The organism is Burkholderia sp. MSMB1589WGS (assembly GCF_001636105.1).
Classification (GTDB): domain Bacteria; phylum Pseudomonadota; class Gammaproteobacteria; order Burkholderiales; family Burkholderiaceae; genus Burkholderia; species Burkholderia humptydooensis.
On sequence record NZ_LNJT01000007.1, the window covers coordinates 1,409,333 to 1,434,430 of the forward strand.

The window sequence follows — 25,098 nt, forward strand, 5'->3', positions numbered from 1 at the left end:
GCGGGCGGCGGCGCGACGGCCGCGATGACGGGGCCAAACCCAAACCGCGATTTTCCCGAAAAATAACGCGTGATGAAAGACTGTTGCCGGGTGAACGCGCGCTTCGGCCACCCGCTTGCCGCGGCGGGCCGCAGACGCAAAAAACCCGCGCGAAGGCGGGCTTTCGACGGGCCGAGCGGCCCGGAATTACGCGAACGAGTAGAAGACGCGGAACGCGACCTTGCGCTCGGCCCAGAATTCCGCCGCTTCGCGGAACACGTCGAGCAGCGTCTCGCGCCCTTCCTTGTCGAACTTGTGCGCGATCGGGAGCGCCTCGAGCACGATCACGAAGCCGGGCTGGGCGCCCGCCTTGTGGACGAGATCCGTCAGGCAATCGTACAGCGCGTCGTAGTTCTTGCCGAAGTGCTTGGGAAACAGGAACGACGTCGCGATCGTCTCCAGCACTTCCTGCTTCGATTGGGCATTCCCGCAGTACGCATACAGGAAATGCTGGCCGAGCTGATTCGCTTCGTCGGCAAGATCCTGCACGCGGAATGCACGGATCGACTGCACGAGATTCGGTCGCACGGTCGCAAAAAGGCTCATAGGCTCCTCGATGGATGAAAGCCCGGGGCTGGCCGCGCCGTCGGGCGCTCCGCCGGCGTGCGCCGTCATGCGCATCTGCATGACGCGCTGGAACAGGTTGCCGTCGCCGGCCGCGAACAGATCCGCCGCAGCCGATGTATCGCGCGCGTAGGTGTTGTCGCTCATGCCGCTCATCCCGAAGTCAATCAACGATACGTTTGAAACTGTTGTAGTGGTCGTCGGTGTAATAACAATTGTCGACGCGCCTCAAGGGACCGCCACAGACGATGCGCCGCGCGCCGCGGTTGCGGGCCCTCGGCGTCGGCACCGTGTACTCGTGGTAATAGCCGCGCCGCATCTTCGGCAAGATCCGTTCGTAGTTGCCGAATACCGCGCCGTCTTTCTCGTACGGATAGGGGCCGCCCGCGGCGATCAGGCTCAGCGTGCTCGCTGCCTCGCGCGGCAATCGGGATGCGGGGAGCGTGTCGACCTGCGCCGCCGCCCCGTTTGCCGCGGCGGCTTCCCGTGCGTATGCGGCGGAAACCAGACTGCCCGGCGAAGCGCCGATGTTGCCTATCGCGACGATCGCGAAGACGGACGCGAGCGCGCCGTTGCGGAGCCACTTGCGTGCCATAAACAAGGGTTCCCGCTGTTAAATCAATAAGTTGACGACCAAGAAAGGCGTAAGCGTAGCGCTAATGCACGCGGGAATCAATGCTCGTTAGGTAAATGAAAGGATAAAACAGCGCCCATCGACGCTATTTTTATCTTTTTTAAGCTAAAAATGGCTTACATGGGTTAAGATTGCCGTGACGACGTCAACTGCGGCGGGTATCTGCCTCCTCGCCGCCTCTTGCGGCCCAAGGGTGGCGTCGTCGGCTTCGGGAAGGCGCTTTCTCCGCCATGCTCGACGGCGCGCCCGCGATGGGCGCGCCTTTTTTTATCGTCGGGCAATTTCGCTCAACGCACCGCGTTCACGTCGGCAACCAGCAGCGCCGTCATGTTGACGATCCGGCGCACGGTTGCCGATTCGGTCAGCACGTGCACGGGCTGCGCGGCGCCGAGCAGGATCGGCCCGATCGCGATGTTGTTGCCGGCCGCCGTCTTCAGCAGGTTGTACGCGATGTTCGCCGCGTCGATGTTCGGCAGCACGAGCAGGTTGGCTTCGCCCTCGAGCGTCGATTCGGGCAGGATCTCCTTGCGCAGCGCCGCGTCGAGCGCGACGTCGCCGTGCATCTCGCCGTCGACGTGCAGTTCCGGCGCGCGTTCGTGCAGGATCGCAAGCGTATCGCGCATCTTCTGCGCGGAAGGCGCGTTGCTCGTGCCGAAGTTCGAGTGCGACAGCAGCGCGACCTTCGGCTCGATGCCGAAGCGGCGCACTTCCTCCGCCGCCATGATCGTGATCTCGGCAAGTTGCTCCGGGGTCGGATCGACGTTCACGTGCGTATCGACGAGGAAGATCTGGCGGCCGGGCAGCACGAGCGCATTCATCGCGCCGTACACGCTGCAGCCGGCGCGCTTGCCGATCACCTGATCGATGAAATGCAGGTGGCGGTGCGTCGTGCTGATCGTGCCGCAGATCATTCCGTCCGCTTCGCCCTTCTTGACGAGCATCGAGCCGATCAGCGTCGTGCGGCGGCGCATCTCCACGCGCGCGAGCTGCTCGCTGATTCCCTTGCGGGCCATCATCTTGAAGTAGGTCTGCCAGAAATCGCGGTAGCGCTCGTCGTGCTCGGTGTTGACGATCGTGAAATCGACGCCCGGCGTGAGACGCAGGCCGTAGCGCTGGATCCGGTGCTCGATCACGCCCGGGCGGCCGATCAGGATCGGCTTCGCGAGCTTCTCGTCGACGACGATCTGCACCGCGCGCAGCACCCGCTCCTCCTCGCCCTCCGCGAACACGACCCGCTTCTTCTCGGCGGGCGCGCCGCGCGCGATCTGGAACACCGGCTTCATCGTCGTGCCGCTGTGGTAGACGAACTGCTGCAGGTGGACCTTGTACGCCTCCATGTCCTCGATCGGACGGGTCGCGACGCCGCCGTCCATCGCCGCCTGCGCGACCGCGGGCGCGATCTTCACGATGAGGCGCGGATCGAACGGCTTCGGAATCAGATATTCGGGACCGAACGACAGATCCTGAATCCCGTATGCGGTCGCGACGATGTCGCTCTGCTCCTGCTGCGCGAGCTTGGCGATCGCATTGACGGCGGCGATCTCCATCTCGCGGGTGATCGTCGTCGCGCCGACGTCGAGCGCGCCGCGGAAGATGAACGGAAAGCACAGGACGTTGTTGACCTGGTTCGGGTAGTCGGTGCGGCCCGTGGCGAGCACGGCGTCCGGGCGCGCCTCGAGCGCGACTTCCGGCAGGATTTCCGGGGTCGGATTCGCAAGCGCGAGAATCAGCGGGCGCTCGGCCATCGTCTTCACCATGTCGGCCTTCAGCACGCCGGCCGCCGACAGGCCGAGGAAGATGTCCGCGCCGCCGATCACTTCGGACAGCGTGCGCGCACCGGTTTCGCGCGCGAAACGCTCCTTGTCCGGGTCCATCAGCTCGGTGCGGCCCTTGTAGACGACGCCCGCCAGGTCCGTCACCGTGATGTTCTCGAGCGGCAGGCCGAGGTCGACGAGCAAATCGAGGCACGCGAGCGCCGCGGCGCCCGCGCCCGACGCGACGAGCTTCACTTCCTTGATGCTCTTGCCGACGACCTTCAGCCCGTTCGTGACCGCCGCCGCGACGACGATCGCGGTGCCGTGCTGGTCGTCGTGGAACACCGGGATCTTCATCCGCTTGCGCGCTTCGCGCTCGACGATGAAGCAGTCCGGCGCCTTGATGTCCTCGAGGTTGATCCCGCCGAACGTCGGTTCGAGCGCGGCGATCACGTCGACGAGCTTGTGCGGATCGGACTCGTTGAGCTCGATGTCGAACACGTCGATCCCGGCGAACTTCTTGAAGAGGACCGCCTTGCCCTCCATCACCGGCTTCGACGCGAGCGGACCGATGTTGCCGAGGCCGAGCACCGCGGTGCCGTTCGTCACGACGCCGACGAGGTTGCTGCGCGCGGTGAAGCGCGCGGCGTTCAGCGGGTTCTCGACGATCTCCTCGCACGCGAACGCGACGCCCGGCGAATAGGCGAGCGCGAGATCGCGCTGGTTGATCATCTGCTTGGTCGATGCGATCGCGATTTTGCCCGGTGTCGGGAATTCGTGGTAATCGAGAGCGGCTTCGCGGAGTTTTTCTTTCGAGGAGGAGGACGAGGTGGACATGTGTCTCTACGGGGGGCTGCGGATTAGAATACCTGTTCGGCGCATTGTAGCGCCAATCCCACACGTAAAATTGTCGATTAGGGTTTGACAGCCGCGACCGAAACGTCACGAATCGGCCGCGCGCGGGCCGCCGCGCCGTCTGGCCGCAGCCCGAAGCGCCTTACAATGAGCGTCATCCCAACGCTCGAACATCCGCGCCCGTGGCCCATCCTCCCCTCTCGGAATTCTCGTTGATCGATCGCTTCTTCGCGCGCCACGCGAAAGGGCCACATGCGCGCGCCGCGCTCGGCATCGGTGACGACTGCGCGCTGCTTGCGCCGCAACCGGGCAAGATGCTGGCGATTTCGACGGACATGCTGGTCGAAGGCCGACACTTCCTCGCCGACGTCGATCCGCGCGCGCTCGGCCACAAGACGCTCGCCGTCAATTTGTCCGACCTGGCCGCGATGGGCGCCGTGCCGCGCGCGTTCACGCTCGCGTGCGCGCTGCCGCGCGCCGACGCCGACTGGCTCGAGGCGTTCTCCGACGGCCTCTTCGCGCTCGCGGACCGCCACGGCTGCGAGCTGATCGGCGGCGACACGACGAGCGGGCCGCTCAACCTGTGCGTCACCGTGTTCGGCGACGTCGCAGCCGACGCCGCGCTGCGCCGCGACGCCGCACGCGACGGCGACGACGTCTGGATATCCGGCGTGCTCGGCGACGCGCGCGCCGGCCTCGGCGTGATCCGCGGCGAATGGCGGGCGGGCGGGCGCGAGACAGCCGCGTTCCGGGCCGCGCTCGAGTGGCCGGAGCCGCGCGTCGCGCTCGGCGTCGCGCTCGCGGGCATCGCGCACGCGGCGCTCGACGTGTCCGACGGCCTCGCGGGTGATCTGCCGCACATCCTCGAGCGCTCGAACGTGCGCGCCGACGTGAACGTCGACGCGGTGCCGCGCTCGGCCGCGCTCGCGGCGCTGCCCGCCGACGTGCAGCGCCGCTGCATGCTCGAAGGCGGCGACGACTACGAGCTGTGCTTCACGGCAGCGCCGTCCGCGCGCACCGCGATCGAGGCGGCCGGCGCGCGCACGGGCGTGGCCGTCACGCGGATCGGTACAATACGCGGCTTGTCCGCGCCGACGGACGCGCGCGCCGTCACGTGGCGCGACGCGTCGGGCGCGCCGCTTTCGCTCACGCTGCACGGTTTCGATCATTTCCATGCCAACTGACCCGACGCCCCGTCCGGCCAACTCCGCCGACCAGCCCGGCCAGGCGCCCTCGCCCGCGCCGCAGCAGGAGCCGCAGAAGATCGCGCGCCGCCGCGCGACCGTGCGGTTCATGTTCTCGCATCCGGTGCACATCGTGTCGCTCGGCTTCGGCAGCGGCCTCGCGCCGTTCATGCCCGGCACCTTCGGCACGATATTCGGCTGGCTCACGTTCGTCGCGCTGAACCGCTACCTGACCGTGCCCGAATGGTGGGCGCTCATCGTCGTCGGCTTCGTCGCCGGCATCTGGATGACGGGCTTCACCGCGAAGAAGATGGGCATCGCCGATCCGGGCCCCGCGGTCTGGGACGAGATCGTCGCGATCTGGCTCGTGATGCTGCTCGTCACGCCGGCGACGTTCGTCGAGCAACTATGGGCGTTCGTCGTGTTCCGCTTCTTCGACATGGTGAAGCCGCCGCCCATCCGCTATTTCGACCGGAATTTGAAAGGCGGCTTCGGCATCATGTTCGACGATCTGATCGCCGCGCTGATGACGCTCTTCGTGATCGCGCTGTGGCGCTCGTTCGCCGCGCAGTGACGCCGCGCGCCCGTCCGTCCCCGCTCGCACCGGAACTTCCCGCATGCCAACCGATTCCGTCGTTCACCAGCTCGCCATCCGCGTCGGCAACATGCTGCGCGACGAGCACCTGACGCTCGCCACAGCCGAGTCCTGCACGGGCGGCATGATCGCGACCGCGATCACCGACATCTCCGGCAGCAGCGGCTGGTTCGAGCGCGGCTTCGTCACCTATTCGAACGCCGCGAAGATCGAGATGATCGGCGTGCCCGCCGATCTGATCGACAAGCACGGCGCGGTCAGCGAGCCCGTCGCGCGCGCGATGGTCGAGGGCGCGCTACGCAACAGCCGCGCGCAGGTCGCGCTCGCCGTCACCGGCGTCGCCGGGCCGGGCGGCGGCTCCGAGCACAAGCCCGTCGGCACCGTGTCGTTCGGCTGGAGCAACCGGCTGCACACGTCGGTCGAGACGCTCGTGTTCAAGGGCGACCGCGAGCAGATCCGCGTGCAGGCGGCCACGCACGCGCTGCGCGGCCTCATCCAACTGCTCGACGAGCAGGAGCGCTGAAGCGAAGCGCCGGCGCTCAGCGATGCGCGTTGATCGCGTCGCGGGTCTGCCCGGCGACGCGCGCGGCCGCGTCGGCGAAGTCGTCGTCGCGGCTCGCGTACAGGATCGCGCGCGACGAGTTGATCATCATGCCCGCGCCGTCGGCCGTGCGGCCCGCGGCGACGGTCGCGGCGACGTCGCCGCCCTGCGCGCCGATGCCGGGAATCAGCAGCGGCATGTCGCCGACGATCCCGCGCACGGCCTCGATCTCCTTCGGAAACGTCGCGCCGACGACGAGCGCGAGCTGGCCCGTCTTCGCATTCCACTTGTTCGCCGCGAGATCGGCGACGACCTGATAGAGCGGCCGCCCGCCCGTTTCGAGAAACTGCAGGTCCGAGCCGCCCGGATTCGACGTGCGGCACAGCACGATCACGCCCTTGTCCTCGTAAGCGAGATACGGCTCGATCGAATCGAAGCCCATGTACGGATTGACCGTGACCGCGTCCGCGCGATAGCGCTCGAATGCCTCGCGCGCGTATTGCTCGGCGGTGCTGCCGATGTCGCCGCGCTTCGCGTCGAGGATCACGGGCAGGCCGGGATGCTGCAGATGGATGTGCGCGATCAGCCGCTCGAGCTGATCTTCCGCGCGATGCGCGGCGAAGTATGCGATCTGCGGCTTGAACGCGCTCGCGAACGGCGCGGTCGCGTCGACGATCTCGCGGCAGAAATCGAAGATCGCATCGGGCTGGTTCTCGAGGCGCGCGGGAAACTTGGTCGGCTCGGGATCGAGACCGACGCACAGCAGCGAATTCGTGCGCTGCCAGGCGGCGCGCAGCGATTCGATGAAGGTAGGCGTGGAAGACATGGCGCTCACTCGCGGCTCGGCGGTTGGGAAGACGCGTATTTTACCTGCGTCGCGACGGGCAATCGGACTGCGGGCGCGCGCCCAGCCCGCCCGCGCTACGCGATCGGGCGCCGCTTCGATTCGCGGGCGGCGGGCGTCGCGCGCGCATCGGTGCGCGCGACGGTGAAGCGAAAGCGCCGCATCAGGCGCTCGCCCGGCGCGAGCAGCGTCATCCCGTGCGCGGCGGCGCCGCCCGGCAGGTTCACCGCATCGATCGGATGATCGACCGGCTCGAAGCAGAAATACGGCTCGCCGGGCGGCGTATACAGCACATAGCAGTCGGCGTCGGCCGTGACCGTCAGCCCGAGCCGGCGCTGCGGCCACGCGATCGTCGCGCCGCCGCCCCAGCCGGTGAAAGCGTGATTGACGAGCGTGTCCGGCAACGGATACGCGATGCCGAAGCGCCACGCGGCGGGCGCGCCGACATGGCGCGACGGCAGCCAGTCGGGCGTCGCCAGCCACAGCCCGCTCGCGGCGGCCGCGAGCTCGGTCGACGCGTCGCGCACGATGAACGGATGCACGCCGAGCCCGAACGGCAGCCGCATCGCGCCCGTGTTCTCGATGCCGAGCGCGATCGTGAGCGTCGCGCCGTCGAGCGCATAGACCTGCGTCGCGCGATACGCATACGGCGCGCCATTGCTGCGATCGAGCGACAGACACAACTGCGTATCGGTCGCATCGTCGAGCCGCCAGTGCGCGAGCCAGCCGTCGCCGTGAATCGGCACCTGCTCGGTCGAGCGGTTGCGCGGCACGCGCACGAGCCGGCCGTCACACTCGAAGCGCCCGCCGCCGATCCGGTTCGAGTACGGCAGCAGCGGATAGCACGCGAGCTCGTTCGGATCGGTGCGCGCGCCGGGCGCATCGCAGCGGCGAAAGATCGGCGTGAGCGCGCCGTCGCCGCGCCAGTCGAAGCGCGTGACGCCGCCGCCCAGGTGCGGCGCGACGTCGAGCCGCAGCAGATCGGTCGAGAGCGTCGCGATCGCCGTTTCGGTGACGCCCGCGCCGCGCGCGATCTGCGACGTCTGCGGCCCCGGGCTCACCAGATGCGCGGCGGCCGCGCGCCGCGCGGTGCGCGTCTGCAAGGTTTGCACCGCGTCGGTGGCCGTGGATCGAGAATGCGTCGCGGTCATGATTGCGTCCTCCTGCTTTCGTCGCGCTTCGTCATCCGCGCGAATGCTATGCCCAGCCGCCGTCGACGACAACGTCCTGCGCGGTGATCATCCGGCTGTCGTCCGCCGCGAGAAAGAGCGCCATCCGCGCGAGGTCGCCCGGCAGCAGCTCGGCGTCGATGCACTGCCCCGCCTTGATCGCCGCGCGGCCCGCGTCGTCGAGCCACAGGCGGCGCTGCTTGTCGGTCATCACCCAGCCCGGCACGAGCGTGTTCACGCGAATGCCGAACGGCCCGAGCTCGCGCGCGAGCGCGCGCGTGAGCCCCTGCACCGCCGCCTTCGCGGTTGCGTAGACCGGATAGCCCGCATTCTTCAGCATCCAGCCAATCGAGCCGAGATTGACGATCGAGCCGCCGCCCAGCCGCTTCATGTCGTCGATCACCGCCTGCGCGGCGAAGAACTGATGGCGCAGGTTCACCGCGATGCTCGCGTCGAACGATTCGGGCGTCACGTCGGCGATCGCGTGGCGCACGTCGTTCGCCGCGTTGTTCACGAGCGCCGCGATCGGGCCGACGCGCGCGCGGATCGCGTCGATCGCGCCGCGCAGCGCGGCGATGTCGGTGAGGTCGCACGCGGCGAACACGGGCGCGTGCGCGGCGTCGGCGAGCCGCGCGGCGAGCGCGCGGCCAGCCTGTTCGTCGAGATCGACGAACGCGACGCGCGCGCCCTGCCGCGCGAAGTGCTCGACGAACGACGCGCCGATGCCCGTCGCGCCGCCCGTGATCAGCACCACGCGTCCGGCGAGGCTCGGGTAGCGCGCGTAACGTTCGTGTTGCGCGTCTTGCGCATCCTGCGCATCCTGCGCGCCGTTCGATTCGCGATGCGAAGCAATGTCGGTCATCTGTTCATTCCCGGAAAAGGGCGATGCGCTCAATCGCGCGCGCCGCGGTTCTTCAACTGGTCGAGCAGCACGGCGGCGAGCAGGATCGCGCCGCGCACCAGGTATTGATAGAACGCATCGATATTGAGCAGGTTCATCACGTTCTCGACAGTGCCCATGATCAACACGCCGATCACGACGCCCGAGATCGACGCGCGCCCGCCCGCGAGCGACACGCCGCCCAGCACGCACGCGGAGATCACGTTCAGCTCGAAGCCCTGCGCGGCGTTCGGCTGGCCCGACGTGATCCGCGACGCGAGGATCACGCCCGCGAGCGCAGTCACCGCGCCCTGGATCAGGAAGATGTAGACGCGCGTGCGCTCGACGTTGATCCCGGCGAGCCGCGACGCCTCCGGATTGCCGCCGATCGCGAGCGTGTTGCGGCCGTACACGGTCTGGTTGAGCAGCACGCCGAACACGACGAAGCACACGAGCGTCACCCAGATCGGCAGCGACACGCCGAAGAACGTGAGCCCGCCCAACGCGATGAACGTCTCCGACGACACGCCCACCGCCTGCCCCTTCGACACGATGAAGCCGAGCCCGCGCACGATCTCCATCGTCGCGAGCGTCGTGATCAGCGCGTTGATTCGCAGATACGCGATCACCGCGCCGTTGACGAAGCCGATGGCCGCGCCCGCCGCGACCGCCGCGGCGACAGCGACGAACGTATTGTCGGTCGCGTTGAGCACCATCGCGCACAGCACGCCGGCGAACGCGACCGTCGAGCCGATCGACAGGTCGAAATCGCGCGACGCGAGGCAGAACATCATCGTGCACGCGACCATCCCGATCTGCGAGATCGACAGCGCGAGCCCGAGCATGTTGTCGATCGAGAAGAAATGATCGACCGTCAGCGACATCGCGACGAACATCGCCGCGAAGATCGCGACGAGACTGTAATCGGCGGCGTGCTGCCGCCAGCGCTGCCGGTCCTCGGCCGGCACGGCCGCCGCGTGCGCCGCGGCTTGTGGAAGGTTCTCTCTCGCTTGCATGTCGTTTGCTCCTCTGCCGGGCGGCGCGGCCGCCCTTCTCTCCAATCCTCGAATTCGCTGTCCCGCGCGTCGCGCAACGTCATCGCGCCGCGCGTTCGTCATGCGGCGTGCGCGGTCGCGCCCTGCGGCAGCGCGAGATTGAGCACCGCCTCCTCGTTCGCTTCGCCGCGCGCGAGCTCGCCCGCGATCCGTCCTTCGCGCATCACGACGATGCGATCCGATACGCCGAGCACCTCCGGCAGCTCGGACGACACCATCACGATCGCGCAGCCGCGCTTCGCGAGCTCGTAGATCACGCCGTAGATCTCGTGCTTCGCACCGACGTCGATGCCGCGCGTCGGCTCGTCGAGGATCACGACCTTCAGATCCGGCTCGGCGAGCCAGCGCGCGAGAATCGCCTTCTGCTGATTGCCGCCCGACAGGAAGCGGATCTTCTGCCGACGGCTGGGCGTCTTGATCTTCAGCAGCTTGATGAAGCGATCGGCCGTCTCGGCCTCGCGCTTGCGGTCGAGAAAGAGTCCCGCGCGCAGCGCGTGGCGGCGACAACTGATGTTGATGTTCTCGGCGACCGACGCGTGCGCGACGATCCCCTCTTCCTTGCGATCCTCGGGGCACAGCACGATCCCGTGGCGGATCGCGTCGCGCGTCGAGCGGATGTCGAGCGGCTCGCCGTCGAGCGTGAGCGCGCCGCCCGTCCTGCGGTCCGCGCCGTAGATCACGCGCATCAGCTCGCTGCGCCCCGCGCCGACGAGCCCGAAGAAGCCGACGATCTCGCCCGCCCGCACGTCGAAGCTCGCGCCGGCGCGCAGCGTGTCTCCCTCGAGCGCGCGCGCCGACAGACGCACGTCGCCGAGTTCGCGCGGCGCGTAGTGATAGATGTCGCTGATCTCGCGGCCGACCATCTGCCGCACGAGCGTCTCGCGCGGCACGTCCGCGAGCGAGGCGTGCGATGCGACCTGCCGGCCGTCGCGAAAGATCGTGCATGCGTCGCAGAGCCGGTAGATCTCGTCCATCCGGTGCGAGATGTAGATGAGCGCGCGGCCGTCGCGACGCAGATCGTCGACGAGCTTGAACAGCACCTCGGTCTCGCGGTGCGACAGCGAGCTCGTCGGCTCGTCGAGCGCGATCACGCGCGCGTTGCGCAGCAGCGCCTTGCAGATCTCGACCATCTGCCGCTGCGCGATCGACAGCCGCCGCAGCTTCGCCTGCGCATCGAGATCGACGCCCATCGCGCCGAGCCGCTCGCGCACGAAGCGCTGCGCGTCGCGCTTCCTGACCCAGCCGAGCGCGCTCGGCAGCCGGCCGAGCAGCAGGTTCTCGGCCACCGTCAGATCGGGCACGTATTGCAGCTCCTGATGGATCACCGCGATGCCCGCCGCGATCGACGCAGCCGCGCTCGGAAAGCGCATCGCCTGCCCGTCGACGAGCACGCCGCCCGAGTCGGGCTGATATTCGCCGCCGAGAATCTTGAGCAGCGTCGACTTGCCCGCGCCGTTCTCGCCCATCAGGCCGTGCACCTGTCCCGCATGCACGTCGAACGAGATGCCGTCGAGCGCGCGCACGCCGGGAAAGACCTTGCCGATATTGTCAAAACGCAGTGCCGCAGCCACGTCGCCTCCGTCTCCTGCCATGCTTGTCGCCCTGTTGCCCCGTCACCTGCCGCACCGCCGCGCGCATCGCCGCCGCGAGCGCCGCGCATCGCGCGACGCCCGCACCGCGAAAACGCTGGCGCGCTTCGCCTACTTCGCCGCGAGCCCCATCGTCTCGCGCACCTGCGCGACGTTCTCGCGCGTCGCGAGCATGCCCGTCGTCAGCGTGAGCGGCGGTGGCGCCTTGCCTTGCGTGATCCACGCGTACATCAGCTCCGACGTCTCTTCGCCGTGGCGTTTCGGGCTGATGATCACGGTGCCGAAGAAGCCCGTCGGCTGCGGCTTCTTGAACTCGTTGAGCGCCGAGTCCGACCCGCCGATGCCGATGCCGATCATGTCGGCCGCCTTGAAGCCGCGCCCCTCGGCCGCGCGCACCGCGCCGAGCACCGCTTCGTCATTGAGACCGTAGGCGACCCAGTGCTTGAACTTCGGATTCTTCGTGAGCGCGATGTTCGCCGCGTTGAATGCGTTTTCGGTGTCGGTCTTCGCCTGCGCCGCGGCGATCACGTTCGCCTTCGGAAAGCCGGCGGCGACGAGCGCGTCGGTCGCGCCCGTCGTGCGGTCATGCGCGGTCGGCAACTGCTCGTACGTGATGTCGATCGCGCCGACTTCGTTCATGTTCCAGCCGCGCTTCCTGATCTCGGCCGCGATCCCGCTGCCGACCTGCTTGCCGATGTCGTATGCGGAGATGCCCATGTGCGGGACCGATTCGATCGGCTTGCCCGCGCCGTCGACGAGCCGGTCGTCGACCGTCATCATCTTCAGGCCGTGCGATTTCGCTTTCGCGACGATGCCCGGCCCGAGCTTCACGTCCGGCGTGCAGATGATGAAGCCCTGCGCCTTCTGCGCGGCGAGATTGTCGATCGCGCTCATCACCTTCTCGCCGGACGGCGCGCCGATCTTCACGAGCGTGAAGCCCTTGTCCTTCGCGGCGAGCTCGGCGAATTTCCATTCGTCCTGGAACCACGGCTCCTCGGGCTGCTTGACGAGGAAGCCGATCTTCACGGGCTCGGCCGCATGCGCGGGCAGGCCCGCCGCCGCGACCGTCGCCGCTGCCGCCAGCGTGATGAACGTTCTGCGTTTCATGTTGCTTGTCTCCTTGTTGTCTCCGTCACCGGAGCCGTCGGCCGCTTCGTCGTCTCGACGCGGCGCGTGCGACCGTCGCGCGCCGCCTTCGCGCGTATGCGTCCCTCGCGGGCGCACCGCGCAAGTGAATCAGTCGTGGTACAGCACCGATCGGCCGCCGTCGATCGTGATGCAGCTCGCGTTGATGAACGGCGCCTCATCCGACGCGAGAAACACCGCGGTCATCGCGACTTCGTCCGGACGCCCGATCCGCTTCATCGGCTGCAACGCGAGCGTCTCGCGGCGCGCGGCCTCGGGATCGGGCTGCGCGCCCCACCAGTCATGCGTCAACTGCGTCTCGATGTAGCCCGGAGCGATCGCGTTCACGCGCACGTTGCGCGGCGCGTATTCGATGCCGAGCGCGCGCGTGAGACCCAGCACGCCGTGCTTCGCGACCGGGTACGGAAAGCAGCCCGGGATGATCTTGAACGCGTGCGTCGACGCGATGTTCACGATGCTGCCGCGCCCGCGCTCGACCATGCCCGGCAGCGCCGCGCGGCAGCCGTTCCAGACGCCGTCGAGATCGATCGCGAAGCAGCGCCGCCAGTCTTCGTCGGTGAGCGCGAGCGGATCGCCGAACACGTTGACGCCGGCGTTGTTGACGAGCACGTCGAGCGGGCCGAATGCGCGCTCCGTGCGCGCGAGCGCCGCCGCGACCGATTCGGCCCGCGCGACGTCCGTCGGCACCGCGAGCACGCGCGCGTCGGCGGCGTCGCGCGCGATCGCGTCGGCGGTCTCGTCCGCGAGCGCCGCGTCGAGCTCCGCAATCGCGACGGCCGCGCCTTCGCGCACGAACGCGCGCGCGATCGCCGCGCCGATGCCGCGCCCCGCGCCCGTCACGAGGGCGACCTTGCCCGCGAGCCGGTTCACCGCGCCACTCCCTTGCGGGCGATCCGCCATCCGTTGGCGAACGCCCGCGCGCGCGCGGCAGTGACGGCGGGCGCCTGCCCGGGCGCATACAGCGCCGAGCCGAGGCCGAAGCCGTTCGCGCCCGCCGCGAGATACGGGCCCATGTTCTCGGGCGTGATCCCGCCCACCGGCACGAGCGGCACGCGCGCGTCGATCACCGCGCGCCACGCCTTCACGGCCGGCGTGCCGAGCTGCTCGGCGGGAAACATCTTCAGCACGTCCGCGCCGTCCGCGAGCGCGGCGAACGCCTCGGTCGGCGTCGCGACGCCGGGCGCGCATCCGATGCCGAGCGTCTTCGCGCGGCGCACGACGTCGCCGTCCGCATGCGGCATCACGATCAGCTCGCCGCCGGCGCGCACGACTTCGTCGACGTATTCGGCGCGCAGCACGGTGCCCGCGCCGACGATCGCGTCGGCGGGCAGCGCGGCGCGCAACGCGGCGATGCTGTCGAACGGATCGGGCGAATTGAGCGGCACCTCGACGATGCGAAAACCCGCGTCGTACAGCGCGGCGCCGTGCGCCGCCGCGTCGGCGGGCGTGACGCCGCGCAGGATCGCGATCATCGGGCACGCGTCGAACGCGCGCATCAGCGCGCGATGCGGCGCATACGGCGCGGGAAAACGCAGTGCTTCGGCATCCATCGACATCTCATTTCCTCCAGCCACTTCGTGTCGAAACGCGCTTCGCGCCTAGTGCGGCGCGAGGGGCGCGGGCGGCGCGTCGCCCGCCGCGCCGACGAGCCCCGCCTGCACCGCGATGCGCCACAGGCCGCGCTCGGACGCGCGCTCGACGATGCGCGCCCCGCCGCAATCGAATTCGGCGAGCGCGCGGCGGTAGCGGTCGCACAACGCGCCGTCGCCGACGAGGCGCGGCGCGAGCGCCGCGAGCGACGCGCGCTGGCCGTCGAGCAGCGCATCGAGCGCATTCAGCTCGTGACCGATCAGCAGTCCGGACAGATAGTCGCCCTGCGCTTGTGGCGCGAGCTGCCCGGTGAGGCCGAGCGTGCGCGTGCTGAACAGCGTCGCGAGCAATCCTTCGCGGCGCTTGCGCCGCGCGATCCGCACGCCGCGCGCGAATGCGGACCAGTCGGGCGCGTCGCTCGCCCGCATCGTGCGGCCGAGGATCGTGTGCCCGCGCAGCGCGGCGAACAGCTCGCCCGTCATGTAGGTTCGGAACCATTCGATGCGGCCGCCGCGCACCCACGCCCATTTCGCGTGCGTGCCGGGCAGCCCGATCAGCGCGCCCGCGCGTTCGGCCGCAAGCGACGGCTCGGCCGCGAGCGCGCCGACGATCTGCGTTTCCTCGCCACGCATCACGTCCGGCAGCTCGCCCGGTTCGAGCGCGCCCGGCACGATCGCGAACGCAAAGCCGCGCGCGGTATGAAACCGCACGAGACTCGATGCGAACGTGTCGGCGGCGGCCGGCATCGTCACGTAAGGCGCCTCGCGCCAGCCCTGCGCGCTGCCGACCATGCCGGCCGCGAGCGCGGGCACGTGCGGCGCGCGGTCGAGCCATGCGCCGCATGCTTGCTCGAACGCGGCATCGAACGCCTGCGACGGCGACGCGCCCGGCGCATCGGGCAGGCTCATCACGCCCGCGGCGAGCGCGCGCGTGTCGAGCACCGAGCCGTCGGCGGCGAACAGGTACGCGCGCAGCGATGTCGTGCCCCAGTCGAGCCCGATCAGCGCGGGCGTGCTCGCGTGCGCGGTCATCGCTTGATCCGGCGCGTCGCCTGCGGCGCGCTCCAGCCGAGATCGGCCGAAATCGCGCGCGCGCCGCGCTGCACGAGCGGCACGAGCTCGTTCATCCGGTCGAGCGACATATACGGAATCGTGCTCGCGACCGACAGCGCGGCGACGATCGCGCCCGACGCATCGCGCACCGGCGCGGCGACGCAGCGAATCGACGTTTCGTTTTCCTCGAGATCGAACGTGTAGCCGCCCGCCGCATAGTGCGCCATGCGCTGCAGGAACGTGCCGACGTCCGGGCGGCGGTCCGGCTTGAAGTTCACGCCCGCGAGCGCGCGCTTCGATGCGTCGAACAGCGAGCGCCACGTGTCGGGATCGAGGTCGAGCATCATCGCCTTGCCGATTCCCGTCGATGCGAGCGGCATCCGGTGGCCGATCCGCGAGCGCATCTCCAGGCCGCGCGTGCCGGGAATCTTGTCGATGTAGAGCACGTCGTCGCCGTCGCGCACGCCGAGATGGATCGTGTCGAGCGTCGCTTGCGCGAGCGCCTCGAGATGCGGGCGCGCGACCGCCGTGAGCGGCATCTGCTCGAGCGCGATCGTGCCGAGCTCGATCAGCTTCGGGCCGAGCAGATAGCCGCCTTGCACCTGGCGCAAATAGCGCGCCTGCACGAGGCTGCTGACGAGGCGGTGCGTCGTGCTGCGCGTCGTGCCGAGCGCGGCGCCGATCGCGCGCATGTCGCGCGCGCCGCCCGCGACCGCCTCGAGAATCGCGAGCCCGCGCAGCAGCGTTTGCGTGCCCGCCTGCTGCGCGGCGAGATCGAGCGGCGTGCTCGTCGCGCCGATGCTGTCGGCGAGCGACGCGTCGGACGTGTCCGACGCGTCGGGATGGACGGCTGTCGCGCCGTTCAAGGCAAGCGTCATGGGCGTTTTGTTCATGGTGCGATGAACTCCGGCGAACCAGACGCGCGCGCCGACGATTTCCGGCGGCCGCGCATCTGCCGAAGCGTTTCGATGTGCTTCGGATTGTAGGAGGGTGCGCTGCAAGCTCCAATATTTGAATGAAGCTCTCATATATTGGGAATCCAGATCATACTCACAAGCCGGCCGCACGCATGAAAAAACGGGCTGAGCCGATTGCCCGGCTGAGCCCGTTCGATGCGCACCCCGTGCTCGCCGTGGGGTTGGCGATGTGCGGTCTGCTTACTTCTGCGTCGCGCTCTGCGATTGGATGTAGCGCTGCACGTCGGAGAACGACACGCGACCGGTATGGTTCGCGTCGATCTGCCTGAAGTTCTTCGCGACGTAGCCGAGGCCTGCGGCCTTCGCCTGCGCTTCGGTCAGGCCCGTATTGTCGACGTCGGCCGCCGCGAACTGGCGTTGCAGCTTGCGCACCACCTGCGCGTGCAGCGCGGCGCCGGACGTCTGCGTGCCGGCCGTCGGCTTGCGCGCGGCGGGTGGCACGTACGGATCGCCGAGTTGCGCCTGCGTATGGCGATCGGATTGCGCATCGCTCGCAGCTTCCTGCGCGAACGCGGTCTGCGTGAAGAGCGCGAGGCCTGCGACAACGAGCGCGGACCACGCGAATGCCGATTGGATTTTCATGTCAGCTCCGAAGAGAAATGGGATCGTCACGGCCCGCCGCGCGGCGCGTGGGGCGCACGGCGCGGCGGACGCTGCAGCATCGTTCGGCGTCATCGCGCGGCGGGCGTCGCCGCATAGAACGTCGCCAGATCGGCTTTTTCCTGCGGCCGCGACGTATCGTCCAGGTAGACCATGTGCCCGCCCTGGTAGTCCCTGATCGTCAGATTGGGCTGCGCGCCGAGCCGGGCGAGATCGAGCTCCGTCTGGTAGAACGGCGTCGCGATGTCGTGATAGCCGTTCAGCGACAGCACCTTCAGCGCGGGATTGAGCGTGAGCGCCGCGGCCAGATCCGGGATCGTGTCGGGCAGATCGAGGCCGTCGTGGCTCCAGTCCCACGAGGAGATCGCATTGCTCTCCACAGCATAGGCCGATTTCGCCGTGTACTTGAGCACGTTCGGCAAATAGGTGCCGATCGTGTCGGTGAACGGCTTCGTGATGAAGCTGCTCGACGGATCGCCGCCCGACGCGAGCGGACTGTTCGTCGGCACGTTCACGCGCGCGTCGTAGCGGCCGATCAACGTGCCCGGAATCAGCGCGAGCTGATAGCTGTTGTCATACGAAGTCGGCAGCAGGTTGAAGTTCGCGCGCCAGAGCGGCACAGTCGCGCCCGTTGCGTTCGACATCGTCGTGACGAGGCCCGACGACGGCTGCGTGTGGTTCGCGAGATAGGCGTCCACGGCCGGCGAATAGGTGCCTGCCGTCAGCAGACGCATCTCGTCCGCGTACTGCGGCAGGTTCGCCGGGTTCGGATTGTCGAGCTGATAGTACGCGCCGATCGCGCCATAGCTCGGCACGAAGCCCGCGCAGCTCACCGTGCTCGATCCGTTGTTCGAGCTGCCGACGGAATTGCTCGCCATGTCGCAGTTGCTGTTGTAGTTGAGGATCGACGACTGCAGCACGATGCCGTCGAGCTTCACGCCCGCCGTCTCGAGCAGGTTCGCGAGCACGTCGGTGCGCGGCGTGCCGTACGATTCGCCGAACAGGTACTTCGGCGAATCGCTGCGCTGATTCGCCTGCAGATAGCGGATTACGAAATCGCGAAATGCTCCAGCATCCTGATCGACGCCCCAGAACGTCTGGTTCGTGTTCGGCGCGATCGCCTCGGAGAAGCCTGTGCCGATCGCGTCGACGAACACGAGATCGGTCGTGTCGAGAAGCGTTTGCTGGTTGTCGACGAACGGGAACGGCGTCGGGCTGTTCGCGTTCGGATCGCCCGTCACGAGGCGCTTCGGCCCGAACGAGCCGAGATGCAGCCAGACTGTCGACGAGCCGGGGCCGCCGTTGTAGAAGAACGTGACGGGCCGCTTGCCGGGCGGCTGGCTGTCTGCCGTGTACGCGACGTAGAAGAACGACGCTTCTGCGGCGCCGCTTTGCGGGTTGCGCGCGGTCAGGTGGCCCGCGGTCGCGGTGTAGTTGATCGCCTTGCCGTTCACCGTGATCTGATGATGCGTGATCGCCGCGTTCTCGGTCACGGCGGAGGGCGACAGCGAAGCGCTCGCACTCGACGAATAACGGTTGGGATCCCGATAGGGTTTGTCTGCGCCGGACGAGGTGTCGATGCTGGTCGAACTGTCCGCGTTCGCGGCGGCGCTCGCGCTCGAACCGGCGTCATCTCCATTGCACGCTGCGACGAGCAGCGAAGAGAATACTGCGGCTAATAACAGCTTCGTTTTACGTGCTGGCATAGTCGTTTTCCTTCTCTCATGTTGTTTTCCTGAGCAGCCGGATAGGCGCCCCCACCTTGCTCGATCGGCCCGATAAGCCACGGCGTCGGCCAATATACGCGACAAGTTCCGATTTGAAAAATGGCGAAACATTTGAAAGAAACGCGGCTTACTTTATTCTTTCAGGCGCGATTTCCCATTTGAATGGAATCAGCGTGGAATCGGACTTTGGAACGGCGTTTTGTGAATTCCATTGCACCCAAACCCGCAGTCAGACGGATTTTTTATTGCTCGATTCGCACTGCGACGCAGAATTGATCTGGCAATCGAAATAAATCAGGGAATTACCCGAATTCCGGACGTATCGATTTTGAAAGATTTATGGAAAGCGCGAATATCGGGATGATGCGCCGCAAGAAAGCACGCGCCCGGTCGGCAAGCGCGCATGCGGCGAGCGAGCGCGCCGCGGCCGCGCTCACTGCGACGCGGGCAATTCCGCCGCGCCCATCCGCCGCGCGATCACGCCCGCACGCTGCGCGAGGTAAGGCGAGCCGCGGTGCATATCGAAATACTTCGGATTCGGCAGCATCACCGCGAGCCGCGCCGATTGCCAGGCGGAAAGCCGGCTCGCGGGAATCCGGTAGTAGTACTGCGCGGCGGCCTCCGCACCGTACACGCCGCGGCCGAACTCGACCGAGTTCAGGTAGATCTCGAAGATGCGCTCCTTGTCGAGCAGCGTTTCGAGCATCCACGTGATGATGAGCTCCTGCCCCTTGCGGATGTAGCTGCGCTCGCCGGACAGGAACAGATTGCGCGCGAGCTGCTGCGTGATCGTCGAGCCGCCCGACACGATGCGGCCGCGCGCGCGGTTCTTCTCCCACGCCTGCAGGATCGCGTCCACTTCGTAGCCCGAATTGTTCGCGAAATCGGCGTCTTCGGACGCGATCACCGCGCGCTTCAGGTTCCGCGAGATCCTGTCGTATGGCACCCACCGATGCCGGATCGCCGCCGCGGGCTGCGCGCTCGACAAGCGCCACGCGTCCGCGCGCATGAACGCGCTCGAACCCGGATCGAGCACCGACCACATCGCGATCTGCGCGACGTAATAGAGCTGCGTCGCGAGCCACGCGCCCGCAAACACGCCGCCCGCATACGCGAGCCAGCGCGCGACGCCGCGCTTGCGCGCGCGAGTCGCGCCGCGCGCCGGCGCGTAGCCCGGACCGGGCGAAACGGGACTGTTGCGCATCCCGCCTTCGCCTCTCGCGCTCAGTGCGCCGCGGACGCCGCGAGGGCGGCGCGCAGCGCGGCGAGCACAGGCGCGCCGTCGGGCCGCACGCCGCGCCAGAGGTGGAACGATTCCGCCGCCTGCTCGACGAGCATTCCGAGCCCGTCCGACGCGCGCGCGCCGAGCGTCGCCGCATGCTCCATGAAGACGGTCGGACGCGTGCCGTACATCATGTCGTACGCGAGCGTCGCCGGACCGAACGCCGCGGCGTCGCACTCGGGCAGCGCCGCGTCGAGGCTGCCCGCCGTCGCGTTGACGATCACGTCATACGGCTCGCGCGCGACCCGCTCGGGCCCGCCGCCCGCGAGCACGCAGCCCGCGTCGTGCGCCGCTTGCGTGAACTGCCCGACGAGTTCTTCCGCCTTGCTCGCGGTCCGGTTGACGATCGTGAGCGACGCGGGCCCGCGCTCGAGCATCGGCAGCACGACGCCGCGCGCCGCGCCGCCCGCGCCGAGCAGCAGGATTCGCGCGCTCGTCAGGCTCACGCCGAGATTCGTCTCGATGTCGCGCACGAGGCCGACGCCGTCGGTGTTGTCGCCGAAGATGCCGTCTGCGTCGAAGCGCAGCGTGTTGACCGCGCCCGCCGCCGCCGCGCGCGGCGACAGCGTATCGGCAAGCGCATAGGCCTCGAGCTTGAACGGCACGGTGACGTTCACGCCGCGCCCGCCCTGCGCGATGAATTCGCGCACCGCGGCCGAGAAGCCGTCGAGCGGCGCGAGCAGATGCGTGTATTCGATTGCCTCGCCCGTCTGTTCGGCGAAACGCGAATGGATGAACGGCGATTTGCTGTGCGCGATCGGATTGCCGATCACCGCGTAGCGATCGCGCGCGCGCGCTGCCGATTCGACGGTCGTGCTCATTTCGATTGTTCCTCGCCGTTCGCCGGCGATTCGCCATTGCCATTGCCGTCGCCGCTCGCCGCGCCGCCCGCCTCGGCGAGCGCCTCCGCTTCGCTTTCCGCCGATACGTCGGCGGCGTCGAGCAGCACGTCGTCGGCCGCGTCGGCGTCATCGTCGTCGGCCGGCTCGCCGCTCGACACCGTCGGCGCGTCGAGCACGCTCACGAGCCGCACCGACGCCTCGATCGTCAATTCGTCGACCGACATCACGTCGAGCAGCACCCGCGTGCCGCGCGCATGCACGCCGAGCGCGGGCACGTGCAGCAGCAGCGGCACTTCGTCGAGGCGCACGAGATCGCCCTTCACGACGGCCGCGCTCACCTGCTTGCGGCCTTCCTGCTTGATCCAGCGCAGGCACCAGAAATACTCCATCCGGCGCTGGTGATCGGCGTAAGCGGCGTACGTGTCGTCGAAGCCCTGCACGACCGCGTACAGATCCGCGTCCTTCTGCTTGAACGGCGCGGCGAGCTTCGCGGTCACGCCGTGCTGCACGCACGCGAGCAACTGCCACTGGTTGACGAGGTCGACGTAGCGGCGCAGCGGCGACGTGCTCCATGCGTACTGCGGCACGCCGAGCCCCTCGTGCGGCGCGGCGCTCGTCTGCATCCGCGTGCGCTTCGGCCCGCTCGGCATGCCGAACGCGCGCTGCGTCCGGTAGATGCCGGGCACGCTGTGATCGTGCAGGAACGCGCCCCACGTCGAGTTCGCGAGAATCGCGAGCTCGGACACGATCAGATCGAGCGGCGAGCCGCGCCGGCGCGGCGTGATCGACACGTGCTCGCCTTCGACGTAGAAGTTGTAATCGGTGTTGCGCTGCGCTTCGCGCCTGAGCCCGTAGCCCGCGCGCGCGACCTGGCGCCGCTCGAAGAGCGCCTGCGCGAGCGGCCAGAGCACCGCGATGTCGTCCTTGTGCGGATAGTCGCCCGCGCCCGCGGCGAGCGCGTCCTCGGTGACGAGCTCGTCGAGCGTGTTGTGCCGCAGGTTGCTCTTCACGTAGACGAATTCGGCGCGCGTCTCGTTCGCGACGATCTCCTGCGTGTCGCGCTTCACGATGATGTACAGCGACAGCGCCGGACGGTAGTCGCCCTCCTTCAGCGTGAACACGTCGACGACGTCGTCCGGCAGCATCGTGATCTTGTCGCCCGGCATGTAGACGGTCGACAGCCGCGCGCGCGCGATCGCATCGACCGCGTCGCCGCGCGCGACGCCGAGCGCGGGCGCCGCGATGTGCACGCCGATCCGTACGCGTCCGTCGGACAGATGCTCGACGGAGAACGCGTCGTCGATCTCGGTCGTCGTGATGTCGTCGATCGAGAATGCGTTGACGTCCGCGCGCGGCAGGTCGTCGGGCAGCTTGCCGACCGTGACGGACGGAAAGCTCGTGCCGTGCGGGAAGTATTCGGCGAGGAAGCGCGCCTCGTGCAGCGCGCGCGCCGACGGAATGCCGCCGCAGTCGAGCATCAGCCGCGCGCTCGACACGCCGCGCGCGAGCGCCGCCGCGTCGAGCGCCTTGTATTCGATCGAATTCTTGTCCGGCTTCGTCAGCAGGCCGAGCGCCTTGCCCGCGAACGCATCGGGCAGCCTGCCCGCCTTCAGCTCCTCTTCGTAGGCGGCCTGCACGAGCGCCTGCTGGCGCTTGCGCTCGAGCGCGGCGAGCGCCATCTTCAGTTGCTCTTCGGGCGCGCGCTGATACTGGCCGCGTCCCTTGCGGCGAAAATAGACGGGCGCGCCGTGCAGGCGCAGCACGAGCGCCGCGCGTTCGACGGGGCCATAGCTCGCGCCGAAATATTCGTCGGCGAGCGTCGCGTACGCGAATTCCTCGGCGGGCGCACACTCCCACAGAAAGTCCAGGTCGATCTGCTGGGCGGCTTCGTCCGCCTGCTGCATCAGTTCGCCCGCCGCGGGTTTCTCGAATTCGATCAGCACGTCCTTCGCGCGCACCTTCGCGCGCCGGCCGCCCGGCAATTCGACCTGAAACGCGTCGCCCTGGCGCGACAGCACGCTGCCTGCCTTGAAACTGCCCGATTCCTCGAAGAAAACGTTCACTCAGTACTCTCGTCTTTCGTTCAGACTTCCGCGCGCCGCGCTTCGCTTCGGAAGCCGTCGACGCCGCGTGTGGTGTATAGGGTGCCGCGCGCCGGATCTCGCATCCGGCGCCGGGCTATCCGGCGTCGCAAAATGCAAGAACGTCGTCGATATAGTCGGCAAATTCGCTGATCCCGTGATCGCTGCCTTCAATGACGCGGGTTCGCGCGCCTGGATAGCGCGCGAGCATGTCGTGGTAGTCGAGCACTTCGTCGCCCGTCGCCGCGAACAGATAGTAGCGCTCGGGCCGCGAGATCGCCGCGACATGCAGCGCGTTCAGTTCATCCAGATGACGCGGCTCGACGACGATCGTGCCGCCGCCGTGCCACAGCGGCTGCTCGCCGAGATGGCGGCGCAGGTCGCGCTGCGGCTGCGTCGCGGGATTCAGCAGCACCGCGCGCCAGCCGTGCTTTTCCGCTAGCCACGTCGCGTAATAGCCGCCGAGCGAGCTGCCGATCACGGTGACGCCGTGCGCCGGCGCGCCGGCGACTTCCGCCTCGGCGGCAGCGACGGCGTCGAGCGGCGCGACCGACAACGTCGGGCAGCGCCATTCGTCCGCGCGGCCGAGCTCGGCGAGCCGCGCGGCCAGCGCGCGCGCCTTGAACGACTGCGGCGACGAACGAAAGCCGTGCAGATACAGGATCACGCGCCGCTCCGGGCCGGCGCCGCGCCGCCGCGCACGGACAGCGCATCGAGCAGCTTCTGGTGGACGCCGCCGAAGCCGCCGTTGCTCATCACGAGCACGTGGTCGCCCGGCCGCGCCGACGCCGCCACGGCCTTCACGAGCGTGTGCAGGTCGTCGAACGCGCGCGCCTTGTCGCCGAGCGGCGCGAGCGCGTCGCGCAGGTTCCAGCCGAGCGCGTCGCGGCCGGTCGGCGCGCCGTAGCCGAACACGAGATCGGCGTCGGCGAGGCTCGCCGGCAGTTGCGCCTTCATCACGCCGAGCTTCATCGTGTTCGATCGCGGCTCCAGCACCGCGAGGATGCGGGTGTTTTCGCGGCCGATGCGCGCGCGAAGCCCGGCGATCGTCGTTTCGATCGCGGTCGGGTGGTGGGCGAAGTCGTCATAGACGGTCACTCCGTCGACGCTGCCGCGCACCTCCATCCGGCGCTTGACGTTACGGAACGTCGCGAGCGCGGCGGCCGCCTGCGCGGGCGGCACGCCGACGTGACGCGCGGCGGCGATCGCTGCGAGCGCATTCAGCCGGTTGTGCTCGCCCTGCACGTGCCAGCCGACGACGCCGACGCGCTCGCTGCGCCAATACACGGCGAAACGCTCGTCGACCGGCACGCCGTCCTCCGCAGGCAGCGCCTGCCAACCGCCGTCGACGCCGAAACGCTCGACATCGCTCCAGCAGCCGCGCGACAGCACGCGCTCGAGCGCGTCTTCGCGGCCGTTCGTCACGAGCCGGCCGACGCCCGGCACCGTGCGCACCAAATGGTGAAATTGCGTCTCGATCGCCGCGAGATCCGGAAAGATATCAGCATGATCGAATTCGAGATTGTTCAGGATCGCGGTCCGCGGCCGGTAATGGACAAACTTCGAACGCTTGTCGAAGAACGCTGTGTCGTATTCGTCCGCCTCGATCACGAAGAAGCTCGAATCGGTCAGCCTTGCGGACACGCCGAAGTTCAGCGGCACGCCGCCGATCAGGAAGCCCGGATTCAGGCCGGCGTCTTCGAGCATCCATGCGAGCATCGAACTCGTTGTCGTCTTGCCGTGCGTGCCGGCGACAGCGAGCACCCACTTACCCGCGAGCACGTGCTCGCCGAGCCATTGCGGACCGGACACATACGGCAGCCCCCGATCGAGGATTGCCTCCATCAGCGGGTTGCCGCGCGACACCACGTTGCCGATCACGAACAGATCGGGCTTCAAGTCGATCTGTTCGGCGCCGTAGCCCTCGATCAACTGGATGCCCTGCGCCTCGAGCTGCGTGCTCATCGGCGGATAGACGCCCGCGTCGCAGCCGGTCACGGTATGGCCCGCCGCGCGGGCGAGCACGGCGAGACCGCCCATGAAGGTGCCGCAGATGCCGAGAATGTGGATATGCATAGAGCTTCGCGCCGCGTGGGCG

Annotated in this window: 23 protein-coding genes; 3 read left to right on the forward strand and 20 right to left on the reverse strand. The window is 68.4% G+C overall.

Going from position 1 to position 25,098, the window contains the following annotated elements; translation table 11 throughout:
- Window positions 1-186: 186 nt before the first annotated feature.
- The 3 genes from WT16_RS14440 to WT16_RS14450 form a co-directional block, all read right to left on the reverse strand.
- Window positions 187-750: a barstar family protein gene (locus WT16_RS14440; RefSeq protein ID WP_009889020.1), complete on the reverse strand. Its 564-nt coding sequence runs from the start codon at window positions 748-750 to the stop codon at window positions 187-189.
- Between the two features lie 16 nt (window positions 751-766).
- The gene (locus WT16_RS14445; protein WP_063533579.1) at window positions 767-1,198 is read right to left on the reverse strand and encodes a ribonuclease; all 432 of its coding nucleotides are present in this window, start codon (window positions 1,196-1,198) and stop codon (window positions 767-769) included.
- A 326-nt stretch (window positions 1,199-1,524) separates the two neighbouring features.
- Window positions 1,525-3,828: an NADP-dependent malic enzyme gene (locus WT16_RS14450; RefSeq protein WP_015602136.1), complete on the reverse strand. Its 2,304-nt coding sequence runs from the start codon at window positions 3,826-3,828 to the stop codon at window positions 1,525-1,527.
- 200 nt (window positions 3,829-4,028) lie between these two features.
- Here WT16_RS14450 and thiL point away from each other — a divergent pair, with 200 nt between their 5' ends.
- Genes thiL through WT16_RS14465 form a run of 3 tightly spaced genes read left to right on the forward strand, consistent with a single transcriptional unit; the run spans window position 4,029 to window position 6,148 of the window.
- Entirely contained in the window at window positions 4,029-5,030 is a 1,002-nt protein-coding gene (gene thiL / locus WT16_RS14455; RefSeq protein WP_041861580.1) for a thiamine-phosphate kinase, read from the forward strand.
- Complete coding sequence (locus WT16_RS14460; RefSeq protein ID WP_063533580.1) at window positions 5,020-5,604, forward strand: phosphatidylglycerophosphatase A; 585 nt, start codon at window positions 5,020-5,022, stop codon at window positions 5,602-5,604. Before thiL ends, WT16_RS14460 begins: the two co-directional genes overlap by 11 nt.
- Window positions 5,605-5,647: 43 nt before the next feature.
- Window positions 5,648-6,148, forward strand: coding sequence for a CinA family protein (locus WT16_RS14465; RefSeq protein ID WP_015601091.1), 501 nt, complete (start codon window positions 5,648-5,650; stop codon window positions 6,146-6,148).
- Between the two features lie 16 nt (window positions 6,149-6,164).
- Here the strand turns inward: WT16_RS14465 and pyrF are convergent, their stop codons facing one another.
- The 17 genes from pyrF to mpl all read right to left on the reverse strand — a co-directional run bounded on the left by pyrF (window position 6,165) and on the right by mpl (window position 25,076).
- Window positions 6,165-6,992: an orotidine-5'-phosphate decarboxylase gene (gene pyrF / locus WT16_RS14470; RefSeq protein ID WP_006025227.1), complete on the reverse strand. Its 828-nt coding sequence runs from the start codon at window positions 6,990-6,992 to the stop codon at window positions 6,165-6,167.
- Between the two features lie 95 nt (window positions 6,993-7,087).
- Entirely contained in the window at window positions 7,088-8,161 is a 1,074-nt protein-coding gene (locus tag WT16_RS14475; RefSeq protein WP_009913618.1) for an aldose 1-epimerase, read from the reverse strand.
- Between the two features lie 46 nt (window positions 8,162-8,207).
- Window positions 8,208-9,041, reverse strand: coding sequence for an SDR family oxidoreductase (locus WT16_RS14480; protein ID WP_063533581.1), 834 nt, complete (start codon window positions 9,039-9,041; stop codon window positions 8,208-8,210).
- Window positions 9,042-9,070: 29 nt separating this feature from the next.
- Entirely contained in the window at window positions 9,071-10,075 is a 1,005-nt protein-coding gene (araH, locus tag WT16_RS14485) for an L-arabinose ABC transporter permease AraH (protein ID WP_006025224.1), read from the reverse strand.
- Between the two features lie 98 nt (window positions 10,076-10,173).
- A complete protein-coding gene (gene araG, locus WT16_RS14490; protein WP_015601139.1) occupies window positions 10,174-11,685 on the reverse strand; it encodes an L-arabinose ABC transporter ATP-binding protein AraG in 1,512 nt (503 codons plus the stop codon).
- Between the two features lie 129 nt (window positions 11,686-11,814).
- On the reverse strand, window positions 11,815-12,810 hold the full coding sequence (locus tag WT16_RS14495) for an arabinose ABC transporter substrate-binding protein (protein WP_015601106.1): 996 nt from the start codon (window positions 12,808-12,810) through the stop codon (window positions 11,815-11,817).
- Between the two features lie 129 nt (window positions 12,811-12,939).
- The gene (locus WT16_RS14500) at window positions 12,940-13,719 is read right to left on the reverse strand and encodes an SDR family oxidoreductase (RefSeq protein ID WP_063533864.1); all 780 of its coding nucleotides are present in this window, start codon (window positions 13,717-13,719) and stop codon (window positions 12,940-12,942) included.
- Entirely contained in the window at window positions 13,716-14,405 is a 690-nt protein-coding gene (locus tag WT16_RS14505; protein WP_063533582.1) for a 2-dehydro-3-deoxy-6-phosphogalactonate aldolase, read from the reverse strand. The genes WT16_RS14500 and WT16_RS14505 overlap by 4 nt, the downstream gene beginning before the upstream one ends.
- 42 nt (window positions 14,406-14,447) lie before the next feature.
- Complete coding sequence (locus WT16_RS14510; protein WP_063533583.1) at window positions 14,448-15,470, reverse strand: 2-dehydro-3-deoxygalactonokinase; 1,023 nt, start codon at window positions 15,468-15,470, stop codon at window positions 14,448-14,450.
- Entirely contained in the window at window positions 15,467-16,384 is a 918-nt protein-coding gene (locus WT16_RS14515; protein WP_015601728.1) for an IclR family transcriptional regulator, read from the reverse strand. The genes WT16_RS14510 and WT16_RS14515 overlap by 4 nt, the downstream gene beginning before the upstream one ends.
- A gap of 264 nt (window positions 16,385-16,648) precedes the next feature.
- Window positions 16,649-17,050, reverse strand: coding sequence for an EF-hand domain-containing protein (locus WT16_RS14520; RefSeq protein ID WP_006025217.1), 402 nt, complete (start codon window positions 17,048-17,050; stop codon window positions 16,649-16,651).
- Window positions 17,051-17,139: 89 nt separating this feature from the next.
- On the reverse strand, window positions 17,140-18,774 hold the full coding sequence (locus WT16_RS14525; RefSeq protein ID WP_063533584.1) for a peptidase S10: 1,635 nt from the start codon (window positions 18,772-18,774) through the stop codon (window positions 17,140-17,142).
- Window positions 18,775-19,228: 454 nt separating this feature from the next.
- On the reverse strand, window positions 19,229-19,999 hold the full coding sequence (gene mtgA, locus WT16_RS14530) for a monofunctional biosynthetic peptidoglycan transglycosylase (RefSeq protein WP_006025215.1): 771 nt from the start codon (window positions 19,997-19,999) through the stop codon (window positions 19,229-19,231).
- A gap of 20 nt (window positions 20,000-20,019) precedes the next feature.
- Window positions 20,020-20,898 (reverse strand): shikimate dehydrogenase, encoded by an 879-nt coding sequence (gene aroE, locus WT16_RS14535; RefSeq protein ID WP_015602465.1) that lies wholly within the window; start codon window positions 20,896-20,898, stop codon window positions 20,020-20,022.
- Entirely contained in the window at window positions 20,895-22,982 is a 2,088-nt protein-coding gene (locus WT16_RS14540) for an RNB domain-containing ribonuclease (protein WP_063533585.1), read from the reverse strand. The genes aroE and WT16_RS14540 overlap by 4 nt, the downstream gene beginning before the upstream one ends.
- A gap of 115 nt (window positions 22,983-23,097) precedes the next feature.
- Entirely contained in the window at window positions 23,098-23,667 is a 570-nt protein-coding gene (locus WT16_RS14545; RefSeq protein ID WP_063533586.1) for a YqiA/YcfP family alpha/beta fold hydrolase, read from the reverse strand.
- On the reverse strand, window positions 23,664-25,076 hold the full coding sequence (mpl, locus tag WT16_RS14550; RefSeq protein ID WP_063533587.1) for a UDP-N-acetylmuramate:L-alanyl-gamma-D-glutamyl-meso-diaminopimelate ligase: 1,413 nt from the start codon (window positions 25,074-25,076) through the stop codon (window positions 23,664-23,666). Before mpl ends, WT16_RS14545 begins: the two co-directional genes overlap by 4 nt.
- Between the last annotated feature and the right edge of the window lie 22 nt (window positions 25,077-25,098).